Genomic DNA, 15487 nt, shown 5'->3' with positions numbered 1-15487 from the left:
CTCTTGTCGAAGCGCTCGAAGCGCGGCATACAGCAAGACATCTCGCCCGGCCCCTGCCAGAGCTGATCCAACTCCCAGCCCTCAACGCCTATTAGGCGTACAGCTCCCGCCGCAATCGTCGCTACCTGCGCAGACGTCAGATCAAGCACACCGTTCCGGAGCCCAAGGACCAGCGCTCGAACCGGCAACGCCGAGGCAGCCAGGGTGGTCGGCCTGCGGGCTTCGACAGGGAGATGTACAGGCGCCGCAATGAAGTCGAGCGCACGGTCGATCGCCTGAAGCACTTCCGCGTCGTTGTGACGCGCTTCGACAAGCGCGCCTACGTCTTCCACGGGACTGTCACCGTTGCGTCGATCCGGCTCTGGCTCCGTGGATAGATCAAGTATCCCAATCTCCGGGCGTGTCTGTCACCGTCCTCCGGGAGGAGATTTTGTCGCATTTTGCACACTTAAGGTTGCGGATGACCAGCGGGAACTTCGATCTGACTTGGAGTCGGGATGGCATCTGACCTTGCCGCAGTGGCTGCGGAGCTCAACATGATGGTTGCGGCAGATCACCAGGCCGCGCGCTATGCGAACAGCGAAGACCCGGCAGAGCAGTTGGTCTGGCGGCGCTTGACCGCGCAGCACGCGGACCGTCTCAGCGAGATCATGGACGCGCACGGATGGCCGACCGCGGAGCTGTTCGGTGAGGACGCGGCCCGGGCCGCGTGGCTGATCGCGCAACACGCCGACCGGCAGCTCGACGTTCAGCGGCGCGCGTTGCGACTGATGGAGCAGACGGTGGCCGACGGCACCGCCAGCCCGCGAGATCTCGCCTTCCTGCGGGATCGCACCCTTGTGAACGAGGGGAGGGAGCAGATCTACGGCACGCAGATCGCCGGCGTGAAGGACGGCTCGCCGACCCCGTGGCCCTGCGAGGAGCCCGAGCGCATGGACGAGCGCCGTGCAGAAGTGGGAATCCCACCGTTCGCCGAGTACATCGCTCAGTTCTCCATCGCCTGAGTCCCCCCGGCATCGGGCGGATCACGCTCACGCCTGATCAGCCGGACGGTCCTTAGTGCGTGCCCGGCGTCGTGCGCCGGGTGGGATTCGTGAGACGGGGTCGAGGTCTTCGACTCGGCCCGCGGTGAGTCGGGGGTGTGGCGGAGAGGAACCCGATCCGTCCGGCCCGGCGTGCGTGCACGGGGGGCCACATGGGCAGCCGCCGCACGGGTCGGAGGCGGCCGAAGTCGGCGCGCTGCCTGCCGGGTTCGGCCTGATCGCCGATCCGGAGGCGCGCGCTGCCGGCGGACCTCACCCCTGCCGAACGGCAGGGGTGGCGGCCTTCGGAGCAGCGGAAATACCTGCCGATCGGCACAAGACGCGGTCGGGTCTGCGGCGGGAGGCTGGAGCCGTCACCGAGGAGACGCCTCGGAGGGGCCGACCGGCCCGCGCAGCAGGGGAGTTCGCCATGTCCGTCACCACCGGAGCCACCGCCACCGCCGCATCCGCCGTCGTCAGGCCCGGGATCGCAGCGCTGCTCGCCGCGGGTCTGCTGTGTGCGGTCACGGCCGGGTGCGGTTCGGCGTCCTCGGCCGCGGCGGAGGGCACCCCGGCCTCGGCGGCCTCCGTCGCGGCGCAGCCCTCGCCGGCTGCCGGGGCCGGCACCGGTGCGACGGTCGGCGGTTCGGTCCGGATCGCCTACGCCTATGCGCCCGACGACGACATACGGTTCGTCTTCGAGGTCGAGGCGGCGCCGTTCAGCCGCCCGTCCGAGGAGCTTCCGCAGGGGTTGCCGACCGATGCGCGCGGTACGGTGCGGATCTCGCACCACGTCGCGGCGCTGGGCCACACGGTTACCTCGGAAGCCGCCGTGGACTGCCTGGTGACCGGTGGCCGGGCGGCCTCGTTCACGGCGGTGGTGGTCCGGGCCGATCCGGAGGTGGCCGACACCGTCGGGCAGCGCCGGGGGTTCAGCGTCGTCGACGGCGCGGGTGACGGCGGCGCCGGGCAGCCGGACCGGGTCGGCTTCTCCTGGGGAGTGGCGAACGTCGACACCGACAAGGACGGTCGCCTGACGGAGGGCCGGGTCGGTACCTGTATGGCGCCGGCCGCCTTCGCTCCGGTGGCCTCGGGGGATCTGACGGTACGTCACGCCGAGCTGCCCCCGCTGAAGACGGAGACGGCCGCGCCGGTTCCGGAAACCGCATCGACCACGCCGGGCGCCGTCATGTAAGATACGAATACCTACTTTGACTATTACGGGGGTGGATGGTGCAGGGACCCACGGTCAACGAGCTCGTCCGGAAGTGGATCGAGGGCTGGATCGTCTCGCGGGGCGCGAGCGACCCGGTGGACGAGCCCTGGGGGTGGACCGTCGACGTCGGACAGAAGGCCCAGGTGTCGCGGCACGTCCTGCCCGAGCCCACCGAGGCCGACGTCCGGAAGATCGTGGCCGCCACCAGCGCGCCGGGCACGTGGCTGAAGCTCTTCGCGGACGACGACACCGTCCGCCCCTGGCTCGGCCCCGGGTGGCAGTACGACGTGCCGGGTTACCTGATGACCCTGCCGCTCGGGCAGGAGCACCCGGTGGTGCCGACCGGCTACACCCTCACCTCATGGAGCCGGGGCGACGTGGTCCGGGTGCTGGTCCGCACCCCCGAAGGCCACTTCGCCGCACGCGGCCAGATCGCCACCGCCGGTGACATCGCCGTCGCCGACCAGATAGAGACCGCGCCCGAGCACCGCCGCCGTGGCCTGGGCGGCCTGGTGATGCGCACCCTGCAGGACGCGGCCCACCGCGGCGGAGCCGGCACCGGCCTGCTGGTGGCCACGCCCGACGGCCAGGCGCTCTACTCGGCCCTCGGCTGGACGACCCACGCCACCATGGCGAGCCTCTACTTCGCCCCGGAGGCCACCGGCCACTGAGGCCGGACCGGCCGGACCGGCCTCAGTGGCCGGCCAGGTCGGCGAGACCCGGTGCGCATTCCGGTCCGGAGCGCTTCGACGCTCCGGACCGGACACCCGGCCTCACCCGGGGCGGCGGTTCAGCACTGCGGCCGCTTGCCGTGGTTGGCGGCGTGGTTGCGGCGGCTCTTCTTCTTACGGCGTCGCTTGGACGACATGGCGCCTCCTCCATGATTCGCCCCCCGTCCAACGTCTCACATCACCGGCCCGCCGTCGCGCGGTCGCCGGCCGGGCTGCACCGGCCGGCCAGGAGCTTCGTCGGTTGAACGGGCCGGTGGCGAACAGGCCGGTCGGTCAGCGTGTGCCGGTCTGTTTAGCGCGTGCCGGTCGGTTCAGGTCGGCACCGGGCGGCCGGTGCAGGCCGGTCAGTGCCGGGTGATCGGGGTGGCGGCCTCGGCGAGGAGGGAGAGCCGGCTGGCGGTCCGGCCGATGTCGAGCGGCAGGCCGTCGCCGCTGAGGACCTCGGCGAGCGGGTCCGCGGCGACGACGGTCAGCCGGGTGCCGCGGTCGTGGAGGACGTCGACGAGGTTGGCGAAGCGCTGGGCGGCGTCGGGGCCGGCGTCGGAGAGCCGGGGGAGCGCGGACACCACCCAGTGGTGGTGGGCGTCGGCGAGGGCGAGGTAGTCGCCGGTGGAGTTCGGGCGGTCGCACAGGTCGGCGAAGTCGAACCAGACGAGGTCCGGCCGCACCGCGAGCGCGGTGATCCGGCGTTCGCCGACGGCCAGTTCCCGGTGCTCTCCGGCGGCCGGCCGGGTCAGGCCCGCCCACGTCAGCGGGTCGTCCGAGGTCGCGCGGAGGTAGCGTCCGGCGGCGAAGCCGGTGCGGTCGTGGCTCCCGGCGCCGGCGCTCCGGTAGTCGTGGTCGCCGGTCAGCTCGACGATGTCGAGGGAGCGTTCCAACAGCGCGATGGTCGGCTCGAACAGCGGGTGGAAGACCGGGTTGGGCAGCAGGCCGGACGGCGGGTAGTTGGACGTGGCCAGCAGCGCCGTGCCGCGCTCCAGCAGGGACTCCACCACCCGGCCGATCAGTGCGGCGTCGCCGGCGTCGTGGACGTGGAACTCGTCGAAGTACAGGAAGCGGCAGTCGCCCAGGAGTTCGTCGACGGCTGCCCGTCCGGCCGCGGGTTCGTGCCGGTGCCGGGCGTAGGCGGCGTGGAAGTCGCGGAAGAAGTCGTGGAAGTGCAGCCGCCGCTTCTCCCGCACGGGCACGGCGTCGTAGAGCAGGCCGGCCAGCCGGCTCTTCCCCCGGCCGACGGATCCCCACAGGTACACCCCACGCACGGGCCGCGCTGCCGGCCTGCCGAACCGGCGCCTTCCGCCGCCGCGTGCCAGGGACTCCCCGAGCTCCGCCAGTCGTACGGCCGCCGCCCGCTGTCCGGCGTCCAGCACCAGACCGCCCCGGGCCGCCGCCCGCTCCAACTCTTCCAGCATCCCCGTGCCCCGCCCGTCCGATGATCATCTGCTGACAGCAGATCAGATCACATCATGATCATGGGAGAACGGGAAGGGGCGTCGAACCGGTGGTTCCGGCCGCCGCCTCGGGGTCTGGCGGGCGGAACGGTGACGGCGTGACGGCGGGAGGGCGTAGCGACGGGGCGGCGAGGGCGGGCGAAAGTGTTTGCCGACCCGGGCGTCGCCTGGGTAGCGTCGACGTCCGTGACCCCGACTCTGCGCACCGAGCGACTGCTTCTGGAGCCCTACGCCCCCGACGACGAAGAGGGCTTCGTCGCCCTGTTCCAGGACACCAGGGTGTCGCAGTGGATGGGAGACGGCCCCGAGTCCGAGGAAGCGGACCGGGCCCTGTTCGGACGGATCTTCACCAAGGTCTACGCCCAGGGCCTCTTCGACGTCTGGGCGGTGCGACGGGACGGCGTCCTGGTCGGCCACGCCGAGATCAAGCCGACCGACGTCGCCGGGGGTCACGAGATCATCTACGCTCTGGCGCCCGCCGCCTGGGGATTCGGCCTGGGGACCGAGCTCGCGGAAGCGGTCGTCGCCTACGGCTTCGGCACGATCGGACTGGCCGAGGTCTACGCCACCGTTGCCGCACCGAACGAGGCCTCGCTGACGCTGTTGGACAGGATCGGGTTCGAGCACCTCCGGGACATCAGCGAGGACGACGGAAGCACCACCCGCCTCCTGGTCCGCCGCCGCGCCGCGAGCGACGGGTCGTCCCCCGCCGGCTGAGGGCCTGCGTGGTGGTTGCCGGGCCGACGGACCGGGAGAAGCCACCGCCGTCCGGGCCTCACGGGACATCAAGTTCCGTGGGCAGAACGGGTGCTGCGGACATCGGCGGCGCATCGGACGGGCATCGCGGGTGCCCGTCGGACACGGCCTGACACCGTCGGGCCCTGCCAGGAACTGCCATGGAGTCGCCGGAAGCCGCCGGAAGCCGCCGGACGCGCCGTGCGCCGCGGCCTGCCGGGGGGACAGGCCGCGGCGCACGCGAACCGCTGGGCGCGAACCGCTGGGCGCGGACCGTTTGGCGAGGGATCAGGCGCGCTGCCAGAGCGCGGGGGTGTTGGGCGGCTCCCAGCCGGGCTGGGCCTGGTGGCCCTGGAGGCACCGGTAGGTGCCGCCGCCGTAGGTGACGGTGTCACCCGCCTGGTAGACGGTGCCCGCCGCCCAGGTGCCGCCGGGGTTGCCGGGACCGGGGCCCGGGCCGGGACCCGGACCGGGGCCCTGGGAGTCGGTCTTCAGGGTGAGCCCGTAGCCCTGCAGGATGGGGTTGACCGGCTGGAAGTAGGTGGTGCCGCCCTGGGAGCAGTTGCCGGTGCCGCCGGAGGTGACGCCCTGGGCCTGGCTTCCGGAGATGAAGGAGCCGCCGGAGTCGCCGGGTTCGGCGCACACGCTGGTGCGGGTGACGCCCGAGACGGTGCCCTCGGCGTAGGTGACGCTGGTGTTGTGCTGCTGGATGCTGCCGCAGTGCCACCCGGTGGTGGATCCGGAGCGGCAGACGGAGGACCCGACCGGCTGCAGCACCGAGCCGGTCACCTGGACGTTCCCGCCGGGGCCGCTCACGTACGGGGTGGCGGTCCAGCTGCTGTTGGCGGCGACCCAGGCCATGTCGTTGCCGGGGAAGACCGAGGCCTGGAAGCTGCCCTGGGACGCGCGGTTGGAGCCGCTGGTGGTGGAGCCGGCCCGCCCGCAGTGGCCGGCGGTGGCGAAGCCCTGGGTGGTCCCGCGGGTGATCGCGAAGCCCACCGAGCATCGGGTGCTGCCGCCGATGTAGTAGGCGTCGCCGCCGCGGATGTCGTAGAGCGGGCGGGGTGCCTCGGCGATCGCCTCGACCCGGACCAGCCCCCGGTCCACCCCGGCCGCCGCGACCAGCTGTTCGGCGGCCTGCGGCCGGGTGGCCTGTAGGACGACGGCGTTGGTGCGCACGTCGACGTAGCGCACGGGCACCGCGGCGGCCCCGGTCCGGTCGCCGGCGGGGTCGGCGGCGGCGCGGTCGAGCGCGGTGAGCGCCCGTTCCAGTGCGGCGAGCGGGTGGGTGACGAGCGCGGGACTGGCGCCGGCCGCCCGGATCGGGCCGGCGTCGGCGGCCCGGGTGGTCGCGACGGTCAGGGTGGCGGCGTCGGGGCCCTCGACCCACGAGCCGGCCCAACTGCCGCCCAGGCCTTGGGCGAGGGCCGCAGCCCTGGCACCCGCCCGGGCCTCGTTGGCCAGCCGGACCCGGGCCCGGTCGGGGGTGAGGCCGAGGTCGCGCTGCAGCGCGGCCAGCACCTCGGGGGAGGCCGCGGCCACCCCGAGCGCGTCCGGCGCGGACTCGGCCGCCGCGCGGGCGTCGGCGGCGGGGCCGCCGGTGGGCGACGGGGGTGCGGGCGCGGCGCCGGCGCTGCTCTGCAGAGCCGTCAGCGTGAGGACGGCGGCGGCCAGGGCGGCGCAGGCCGCCCGGGCGGGTCGTCGGAGCATGGGGGATCTCCTGCGGTCACGGTGTGGGGGTTGCCGCAAACCGTAGGAGCACCCGCCGATCGGCGGGAGATGTCGTCGGGGGCTGCAGTCCGGTGCTATGCCCCGCTCCGGTGCCGACGGGGTGCCGTCGCTCGACGCCGTGGTACAGAAGACCTTTTCACAGGCCAATTCGTCAACAGCGGGGCGGGGAGCACGAAGCGGGAGCATGACGTGGGGGAGCGCGAACTGCGGAAGCACGAAGCGGACGACGTGAAGCGCGGGGCGTCGGACCGGATCCGTCCCGGTCGCCCGTCACAACGGGCGCCTGTGTCCGGTCATATGAGTGACCGGCAGATATCGGCACCCGGACAGGGCACGGGAGGCGGAGCGCTCGACGCGCGGCGCCGGCGGATGGAAGCCGGTCCCCGGGGCGGCCCGCCTCGGGGACGTCGACCACTGGAGGACGCATGCACTCCCGCCTGACGAAGAACCTGGCCGCGCTCGCCGCATCGACCGCGGCGGCACTGGTGATGTCGGCCGCCGTGACGGGGACCGCTGCCGCCGCCGAAGGCGCACCCGGACGGGGCGCGGCAGGGGCGGACCTGCTCCTCATCTGCAGGCACGCCCACCTGGAGGACTGCCTGGTCGTCGGGAGCAACATCAAGGACCCCGTCAACCAGGTCAACGGGGGCTCCCGCTTCCAGGACGCGATCTCCTCCATCCTGAACACGACCGGTGTGAGGATGTGCTTCTGGGAGCACAACAACCACCAGGGCAACTCCTTCTCGCTGGAGGCCGGGTACGTGATAGAGGACCTGGGGGGAACCGCGTTCAACGACGTGATCTCCTCCTGGAAGCCCTGCTGACACCGGCCACTTCGGGCACGGCGCCGTCGGCCGACCCCCGTCCGAGGCCTGGCCGACCTCCGGCCGAGCCTTGACCGGCCTTGACCGGACCCCGACCGGACCGCCGGTCGGGGTCCGGCCCCGCCGCCTCGCGCACCGCCCCGCCCGCCGCCCTGCCGGACGGTTCGTCAGGGCGCGGTGAGGGTGAGGCGGATCCATCGCTCCGCCTCCGCGCCCGCCCGGTCCACGGCGAACGACTCGGGTGCGGCGGCGGCCTGCACGATCAGGCCCTTGAGCAGGCCGACCAGCGCCACCGCGTACGCGTCCGGGTCCACGTCGGACCGCACCTGCCCCTCGGCTGCGCCCTGGCGGACGACGTCGGCCACCCAGTCGCGCATCCGGGCGTCCAGCCGTGCGACGGCGGCGGTGAGTTCCGAGGACCCGGCGAGGGCCTCGGCGCCCAGGACGACGAACGCCCGCCCGAGGTCGGTCGGCCGGCGGACCCCGTCCAGGCAGGCCCGGGCGAACCGGCGGAGTTCGTCGACGGCGCCGGCGCCGCTGCGCTCGGGTGCGGCGGCGGCCATCGCCTCGGCGAGCGCCTCCTCCTGGAGCCGGGTCAGCAGCGCGGCCCTGGAGCCGAAGTAGTGGGTGGCGAGGCCGCGGCTGAACCCGGCCTCCTCGCCGACCCGGGCCAGGGTCACCCCCGCGCTGCCGTGCTCGGCGACCAGCCGGGCGGCGGCGGCGAGCAGCGCGGCCTCGGCCCGGGCGCGCCGTTCGGCCTGGGTCCGGCGGGGCGGTTCGGCGGTGGCGTCGGCGGTGACGCCACCGCCGACGGGTGCGGGTGCGGGTGCGGGTGCGGGCGCGGAGGGCCGGGAGGCGCGGGCGGTCGGGGCCGGCTCTTCGTGCGTAGGCATACCACCATGATAGGGTCGAACTTGCTTGTCGAACAACAAGTAACTTCGGAGCGGCGCGGCCACCCGTCCCGCCGCCCCCTGTGGAAGGGAACCGGGATGACCGCCACGATGCTCGCCGGCCGGCTCGACGTCGCGAAGGGAGCCTTCGCCGTCCAGGAGGTGCCCGTGCCCTCGCCGGGCCCGGGCGAGGTCCTGATCAAGGTCGAGGCCGCCGGCGTCTGTCTGTCCGACGTCCACCTGATCCAGGGCATGCTGAAGCCGCTCTTCCTCCGGGGCGACACGGTCACCCTCGGCCACGAGGTGGCCGGCACCGTGCACGCCCTCGGCGAGGGCGTGACCACCGCGACGGTCGGCGACCGCGTCCTCCTGCAGGCCGGCGAGACCCGCGACGGAGTCGTCCACACCCGCGGCGTCGACTACGACGGCGGCTGGGCCGAGTACGCGCTCGCCACCGCCACCACACTGGTGCCCATCCCCGACGACCTCTCGTTCGACCAGGCCTGCTTCATCCCCGACGCGGTCTCCACCCCCTGGGCCGCCATCACCACGACCGGCGCGGTCCGCCCGGCCGAGGCCGTCGGCGTCTGGGGCGTGGGCGGCCTCGGTGCCCACGGCGTCCAGTTGCTGCGCACCGTCGGCGCCTACCCGATCGTGGCCGTCGACCCGCTGCCCGCGGCCCGCGAACGCGCTCTGGCCTTCGGCGCGGACGCCGCCCTCGACCCCGCCGACCCCGCGTTCGCCGACCGGCTGCGCGCCGCCACCCGGGGCCGTCCGCTCGCCGCCGCGTTCGACTTCGCCGGTGTGGCCCCGGTGCGCGAGCAGGCGATGGCCTCGCTGGGGGAGCACGGCCGCCTGGTGCTGGTCGGCCTGACGGACAAGCCGCTGACCGTCACCAACGGCACCCTCGTCAGCTACCTCCGCCAGCAGATCCGCGGCCACTACGGCTCCGGTCCGCAGGACGTCCTCGACCTGGTCGACCTGGTGCGGGGCGGCCGGCTGGAGTTCTCCCGGTCCGTCAGCGGCAGCTTCGCGCTGGCCGACGCCGGTCGTGCGGTGGAGGCCCTGGAGCGGAAGACGGGCGACCCGATCCGGCTGATCCTCAAGCCCTGACCGCCGGGAACCGCCCCGCCGGCCCGCCCGCCGGCCCGTCCGCCCGCCCCTCCCTACGCCCCGCGCGCGGACCGGGCCGGCCCACCGGAGGCGGTGCCGGAGATCCGCCGAGGTCCGGTGCGGCGGGCCGGGCCCGCGTAGGCTCGGACCGATCCGTGGCGGACCGAAGGGGAGCGTGTCGCATGCTTGGCTGGTTGATCATCATCTCGGTGCCGGGTCCGCAGGACGAGGACGAGGACGCGGCCGGAGTCGCGGGCCGGCCCGTGGTCCTCGCCAAGTGGGAGACCGGGCTCTTCGGCGCGGACTGGCTCAAGGAGCTCGTCGCGGCCGGGAAGGCCGAGCAGCTGTCGTTCGACGGTTACCCCCACCGGTTCACCGCCCGCGCGGGCGACGTGCTGCCGCTGTTCGACGGCGACGCGTTCCCCGGCGCCCGGCCCGGCGTCTGGCAGACGGGCCAGGAGCTGCACCCCGACCTGATCGCCGCCTGCCCGCCGGACCGGACGCTGACCGTCGAGTCCTGGGACCAGTCCTGAAGGCTGTTCCGGACGGTCGGAGACGCGGTGGCCGGGCCGACCGGGAGCACGGTACCGGTCGGCCCCGTCCCCGGCGCACGCTCCATCGCCGTTCTCGTTCCGGACGCGGACGAACCACCGCGCGGCCGCATGGTCCTCCGGAACCGGCCGGGAGATCCCGGCGCCTTCCACCAGGGAGCCGCTTTCGTGAACGAGCATGCAACGCACCGGACCGGGACAGGCCGTAGGCGGGCGCGGGCGGGCGCGGGCGGGCGCGGTCAGCCCGTCGGCCGGGCCTCGACCAGGCCGGACTCGTACGCCGCGATCACGGCCTGGGCGCGGTCACGGACACTGAGCTTGCCGAAGATGCTGGTGATGTAGTTCTTGACCGTGGAGACGCTGATCTCCATCGCCCCCGCGATCTCCGTGTTGTCGAGCCCGGTGGCCAGCAGGCGCCACACCTCGACCTCGCGCGGCGTCAGCTCGCCCAGACCGACGGCCGGTGACACCGGCTGCGGCGCCCGCGGCGCGGTGACGTACGTCGAGATGAGCCGGGTGAGCAGGCGCGGAGCCACCGCGGCTTCGCCCGTGTGCACGGTGCGGACCGCCGAGAGCAGTTCCTCCGGCGAGACGTCCTTGGGCAGGAACCCGCAGGCGCCCGCCCGCAGGGCCGCCACCACGTACTCGTCCATGTCGAAGGTGCTCAGCGCCAGTACCCGGCACCCGGGCAGTTCCCGACTGAGCCGCTCGGTCGCCGCGACCCCGTCGAGGACCGGCATCCGGATGTCCATCACCACGACGTGGGGCCGGTGCCGGTGGGCGAGGGCGACCGCCTGCTCGCCGTTCTCCGCCTCGGCGACCACGTCGAACGCCGGGTCGGGGGACAGGATCAGGGCGAGCCCGCGCCGTACCAGTGGCTGGTCGTCCGCGATCAGCACCCTGATGGGCTCCGGTGGTGCCGTCATCCGAGCAGTTCCTCTCCTTCGGCCGGCGCGTCCGGCCTTCCCCCGCCCCGCGACGGGGACGTGACGCGTTCCCGCGTCCAGGTCAGACCGTACCCGTTCCGTTCCGGCCCTGTTCCGACGGGTGGGGGACCGGGACCACGGTCCCGGTCGGGGCGCCGTGCCGGACCGCGGTCCCGGTGGCGCAATCGTCCTGAGCTCGGACGATCCGGCGGACGCGGGCTGGTGTGCTGGAGGTATGCCGGGAGCCACCGGCCGTCGCACCACAGCCGGAGGACATCGTGATCCGCGCCCTGACCGGATTCTCCACCAGGAATCCGTGGAAGGTCATCGCCGCCTGGGCGGTCCTGGGAGTACTCCTGACCGCCGTCGGCCAGGCCCTGATCTTCCGGGTGACCCAGACCCAGACCGCCGACTTCCTGCCCAGGAGCTACGACTCGGCCGCCGCCACGGCGATCGCCCAGGAGCACTTCGGGACCAAGGCTGACGCCAACCCCGTCACCGTCCTGGTCGCGCGGGCCGACGGCGGAGCGCTCGGCGACGCCGACCGGCAGCGCGTCGCCGCGGTGGCCGAGAAGCTCGGCCGGTCGAAGGTCACCATGCCGGTGTCCGACGAGGACGGCCCGGCCTTCCTGCGGAAGGACCACTCACAGGTCCCCCAGGTCGCCCCGGCCATGACGGCGCCGGACCGCACGTTCGAGCTGCTCACCGCCAACCTGACCGGGAACCCGGCCGACCCGGGCCTCCGGAGCACCTACCGGGCGTTCCGGGACGGCGCCCGGGCCGAGTTCGCCTCCGCCGGCCTGCGGACGGGCTTCACCGGCACCCTGGCCGAGCAGGTCGACTCCGCCGACGACAGCGAGACCCTCGGCAGGATCGCCTCGATCGGCTCGATCGGGCTGATCGTGCTGCTCAACGTGCTGGTCTTCCGCAGCGCCCTGGCGGCCCTGGTGCCGCTGCTCTCGGTGGCCGTGATCGGCGGGGTGGCGAGCGGCGCGGTCGTGGGCACCGCCATGCTGGCCGACATCAAGCTCGACCCCTCCGTACCGAGCCTGATCACCGTGGTGCTGCTCGGGATCGGCGTGGACTACCTCCTCTTCCTGATGTTCCGCTTCCGGGAGGAGCTGAGGGCCCGTCCGGACCGCAACCCCCGTGACGTCGCCGCCGAGGTCGGCGGGCGCGTCGGCACCGCGATCACCTCGGCCGCGCTGACCATCGTCGCCGCCTTCGCCACCCTGGGGATCGCGAGCTTCGGACAGTTCCGGGTGCTCGGCCCGGCCGTCGCCGTCTCGGTCCTGGTCATGCTGCTGGCGAGCCTGACCCTGATGCCGGCCGTGCTGGCGGCCACCGGGCGTGCCCTGTTCTGGCCCTCGCGCTCGCTGCGGCGCGAACCCCGCGAGGGCGCGGCCGCCCGCTTCGGCGACCTCGTGGCCCGCCGACCGCTGCTCCTGATCGTCGGCTCGGTCGCCCTGATGGGGGCGCTGGCCGCCGGGCTGGCCGGGATCCGGATGGACTACGGCTTCGGCGGCGGACCGCGGACCGCCGCCCAGAGCACCGCCGCCGAGATCTCCCGCGCCCTGCCCGCCGGAGTGTCCGACCCCACCACCGTCCTCGCCGTCGCCCGCGACGGCGGCCCGCTCACCGCCGGTGCGCTCGACGGCCTGGCGAAGGCCCTCGGCCGCGTCGAGGGCGTCGGCCAGACGGGCACGCCGGTGCTGAGCGAGAGCCGGCGGGCCGTCCGGATCGACCTCTACCTGACTTCCGACCCGCAGTCCGAGCAGGCCCGCGACCTCGTCGCAGGACCGCTCCGCGCGGCGGTCGCGGCGAACACCCCGGCCGGCCTGGCGGCGCACGTCGGCGGTACGCCGGCGGTCTTCGCGGACGTCTCGACCGCCGTCGACCACGACCTCAGGAAGGTCTTCCCGGTCGCGGCCGGGCTGATCGGGCTGATCCTGCTCGTGCTGCTGCGCAGCCTGCTCGCGCCGGTCGTCCTGCTGCTCTCCGTCGGCCTCGGCTTCGCGGCCACCCTCGGCGCGTCCGCGCTCGTCTTCCAGCACGCGCTGGACAAGCCGGGCGTCAACTTCACCCTCCCGCTGGTGCTGTTCCTCTTCGTGGTCGCGCTGGGCACCGACTACAACATCCTGATCAGCGACCGGATCCGGGAGGAGATGGAGCGCCCGGGGCCCGCCCGGGCCGCGGTCGCCCGCGCCGTCCGGCACACCACTCCGGCCATCGCCACGGCGGGCCTGGTGCTGGCCGGGTCCTTCGCGAGCCTCGCGGTGACCCCGCAGCCCTCGACCCAGCAGGTCGGCTTCGCGACGGCGCTCGGCATCATGCTCTCCGCGTTCCTGCTCTCCGTCGTCCTGGTGCCCGCGCTGGCGGTCCTCTTCGGCCGCGCCCTCTGGTGGCCGGTCCGCCCGGGCCGCCGCAGCCGTCCGCGCCACGACGCGGAGCGCCCGTGGCAGACGGCGGAGCCGGTGCCGGGCCAGGGCCAGGGCCAGGCTCAGCCCTGGGGCCCGGCCGCGGAGCCCTCCTGGAGCACGACCGCCGACCGCTGACCCGGCGGCCGCTGACCTGCCCACCGCTGACCGTTGACGGCCGGGGCGCCGCCCCGGCCGTCAACGGCGTTCGACGAGGCCGAGCAGCCAGAAGTTGGCGTACCGGCCGGCGCTGGTGGCGGCCGGGTCGGCGAGCCGCCCGTTGCGGCCGAGGCGGACGGTGACCCGGTCCAGCGAGACGGACGCGCCGCAGGTGTAGCCGAGCGGCGCGTACGTCTCGTCCGGTCCGCAGAGCACGGAGACCACCCGGCGGGCGGGTGGGAAGCGCAGCACGATCTGCTCGTGGTCGGCGGACACCACCTGGAGGCCGAGCGCGAGGTGGGCTCCGCCGACCAGGTACCAGCCGCTGCCGGGCCGGTCCTGCCGCAGCACCCCGGCGAGCACCCGCAGTCTGCTCGCACCGGGGCCGCCGGCGTCGCCGAACCCGCCCGCGTCGCCCAACGCGCCGGTTCCGCCGGCCTCGCCAAGGTCCCCGAAGCCGCCGAAGCCCTCGAAGTCGTCGAACCCCCCGCGCCCGCCGAAGTCCTCGGACCAGGAGGGCACTTCGTGCCCGGCCTCGGATCCCGGGCCGTGGACGCCGGGCTCTCCGTCAGGCCCGACCGCCGCGGCGGCCAGCACCGCCACCGACACCGCGGCAGCCACCGCCGTGCGCCGCATGGTCCCCCTCCTCACCGCTCGAACCGCCCGCCGGGGCCGTCCACCGGAACCGTCGGCCGAGGTGCCCGACGTGCCCGAGGTGCCCGGGCCACCCGCTCGGCACCGCCACCCGCTCGGTACCGCCACCCGTGCCGGCCGGTGCCGGTACGAACCGGCACCGGAGTGCGGCCCGGACAGGTACCGGTCGGCAGGACGGGCAGGCCTCCCGGCGCGGACCCCGGCCTCCCCGCCATCCGAGCACGCCGGGCCCTCCCCGCCGCTCGCGCCCAGCCGTGCCGCCCCGACGACCACCCACCCGGGTGACAGCCGGTCCGGCTCCCCGCGGCGCCGAGGCCGCGGCGTGCGGCCTGTGGCCTGCGTGCGAGCCGTCCGGGGAGCCGCGCCCGGGGCGTCAGCCCGCCTGCCGCCGGTGCACCGCCCCGCTGAGACCCGCGGGCTCGCCGCGCCCGGCCCGTCCACCCGGTTCGCCGAGTCCGTCCAGTGCACCCGGTCCGGACAGTTCGCCCGGCTCGCCCGGCTCAGGCGGGTCGGCCGGTGCGGCTAGCTCGGCCAGGGCCGTCAGGACCGCGGCGCGCAGTCGGGGGTTGCCGGCGGCGCCGTCGATCACCGCCAGTGCCTGGCGGAGGCGCTCGGCGGCCTGCTCCGGCCGCTCCAGGCGGCGGTAGTGGTCACCCAGGTGGAACAGGGTGATGCCCTCCAGGACGGGGTTCCCGACCGAGCGGTGGCGGTCGAGCGCCAGGTGCAGGTACTCGTCGGCCTCCCCGGTGCGGCCCGCCCGCATCGCGCTGACTCCGACGTTGGTCTCGCAGACCCCGATCGCCCAGTGGTCCCGGTGGTCCTCGGGCTGCGCCCGCAGCAGCGCGAGCGCTCCCTGGAAGTACACCCGGGCCTGCCCGTAGGCGCCGGTCTGGAGGCTGTGGTCGCCCAGGTTGCCGATCACGTGGGCCTCGCCGACCGGGTCGCCGACCGAGGCCAGCAGTGGGCGGGCCCGGTGGAGTTCGGTCAGGGCGTCGTCGTGGCGGCCGAGCGCGGAGAGCGCGGTGGCGAGGTCGTTCCTGGCGTGGCCCTCGCCGTAGTGGTCACCCGCG

General features: G+C 74.3%; 15 protein-coding genes and 1 pseudogene. 9 read left to right on the top strand and 7 right to left on the bottom strand.

What is annotated here, in order from left to right; all coding sequences use genetic code 11:
• Positions 1-95: 95 nt before the first annotated feature.
• The 4 genes and pseudogenes from AC067J_RS43305 to AC067J_RS43290 form a co-directional block, all read left to right on the top strand.
• Positions 96-377: pseudogene (locus AC067J_RS43305) on the top strand (IS5/IS1182 family transposase); the annotation flags it as partial.
• 120 nt (positions 378-497) lie between these two features.
• A complete protein-coding gene (locus AC067J_RS43300) occupies positions 498-1004 on the top strand; it encodes a DUF6624 domain-containing protein (RefSeq protein WP_478308378.1) in 507 nt (168 codons plus the stop codon).
• A 448-nt stretch (positions 1005-1452) separates the two neighbouring features.
• Positions 1453-2217, top strand: a complete 765-nt coding sequence (locus tag AC067J_RS43295; RefSeq protein WP_478308377.1) for a hypothetical protein — start codon at positions 1453-1455, stop codon at positions 2215-2217.
• A gap of 35 nt (positions 2218-2252) precedes the next feature.
• Positions 2253-2909: a GNAT family N-acetyltransferase gene (locus AC067J_RS43290; protein ID WP_478308376.1), complete on the top strand. Its 657-nt coding sequence runs from the start codon at positions 2253-2255 to the stop codon at positions 2907-2909.
• Between the two features lie 119 nt (positions 2910-3028).
• Here the strand turns inward: AC067J_RS43290 and AC067J_RS43285 are convergent, their stop codons facing one another.
• Positions 3029-3106: a 50S ribosomal protein bL37 gene (locus tag AC067J_RS43285; RefSeq protein ID WP_478308380.1), complete on the bottom strand. Its 78-nt coding sequence runs from the start codon at positions 3104-3106 to the stop codon at positions 3029-3031.
• A 207-nt stretch (positions 3107-3313) separates the two neighbouring features.
• A complete protein-coding gene (zapE, locus tag AC067J_RS43280; protein ID WP_478308375.1) occupies positions 3314-4378 on the bottom strand; it encodes a cell division protein ZapE in 1065 nt (354 codons plus the stop codon).
• A 225-nt stretch (positions 4379-4603) separates the two neighbouring features.
• Between zapE and AC067J_RS43275 the strand changes: the two genes are divergently transcribed.
• A complete protein-coding gene (locus tag AC067J_RS43275; RefSeq protein WP_478308374.1) occupies positions 4604-5134 on the top strand; it encodes a GNAT family N-acetyltransferase in 531 nt (176 codons plus the stop codon).
• A gap of 306 nt (positions 5135-5440) precedes the next feature.
• Here AC067J_RS43275 and AC067J_RS43270 read toward each other — a convergent pair whose 3' ends face one another.
• Positions 5441-6862, bottom strand: coding sequence for a carbohydrate-binding protein (locus AC067J_RS43270; protein ID WP_478308373.1), 1422 nt, complete (start codon positions 6860-6862; stop codon positions 5441-5443).
• 446 nt (positions 6863-7308) lie between these two features.
• Between AC067J_RS43270 and AC067J_RS43265 the strand changes: the two genes are divergently transcribed.
• Positions 7309-7707 (top strand): hypothetical protein, encoded by a 399-nt coding sequence (locus AC067J_RS43265; RefSeq protein ID WP_478308372.1) that lies wholly within the window; start codon positions 7309-7311, stop codon positions 7705-7707.
• A gap of 167 nt (positions 7708-7874) precedes the next feature.
• Here AC067J_RS43265 and AC067J_RS43260 read toward each other — a convergent pair whose 3' ends face one another.
• Positions 7875-8600 (bottom strand): TetR/AcrR family transcriptional regulator, encoded by a 726-nt coding sequence (locus AC067J_RS43260; protein ID WP_478308371.1) that lies wholly within the window; start codon positions 8598-8600, stop codon positions 7875-7877.
• 96 nt (positions 8601-8696) lie between these two features.
• On the opposite strand from AC067J_RS43260, the gene AC067J_RS43255 reads away from it, so the two are divergent.
• Entirely contained in the window at positions 8697-9710 is a 1014-nt protein-coding gene (locus AC067J_RS43255; protein WP_478308370.1) for a zinc-binding dehydrogenase, read from the top strand.
• Positions 9711-9892: 182 nt separating this feature from the next.
• Entirely contained in the window at positions 9893-10243 is a 351-nt protein-coding gene (locus tag AC067J_RS43250) for a hypothetical protein (RefSeq protein ID WP_478308369.1), read from the top strand.
• A 257-nt stretch (positions 10244-10500) separates the two neighbouring features.
• On the opposite strand, the gene AC067J_RS43245 is transcribed toward AC067J_RS43250, so the two are convergent.
• Positions 10501-11187, bottom strand: coding sequence for a response regulator transcription factor (locus tag AC067J_RS43245; protein WP_478308368.1), 687 nt, complete (start codon positions 11185-11187; stop codon positions 10501-10503).
• A gap of 278 nt (positions 11188-11465) precedes the next feature.
• On the opposite strand from AC067J_RS43245, the gene AC067J_RS43240 reads away from it, so the two are divergent.
• Positions 11466-13742, top strand: coding sequence for an MMPL family transporter (locus AC067J_RS43240; RefSeq protein ID WP_478308367.1), 2277 nt, complete (start codon positions 11466-11468; stop codon positions 13740-13742).
• A 60-nt stretch (positions 13743-13802) separates the two neighbouring features.
• Here AC067J_RS43240 and AC067J_RS43235 read toward each other — a convergent pair whose 3' ends face one another.
• Together AC067J_RS43235 and AC067J_RS43230 are read right to left on the bottom strand one after the other, a co-directional pair.
• Positions 13803-14399, bottom strand: a complete 597-nt coding sequence (locus AC067J_RS43235; protein ID WP_478308366.1) for a hypothetical protein — start codon at positions 14397-14399, stop codon at positions 13803-13805.
• A gap of 391 nt (positions 14400-14790) precedes the next feature.
• Positions 14791-15487 (bottom strand): tetratricopeptide repeat protein (locus tag AC067J_RS43230; protein ID WP_478308365.1); only part of this gene is annotated, 697 nt, incomplete at its 5' end.

It is taken from the genome of Kitasatospora sp. NPDC042419 (assembly GCF_056437345.1).
This window is presented reverse-complemented; position numbering and strand designations above follow the sequence as displayed.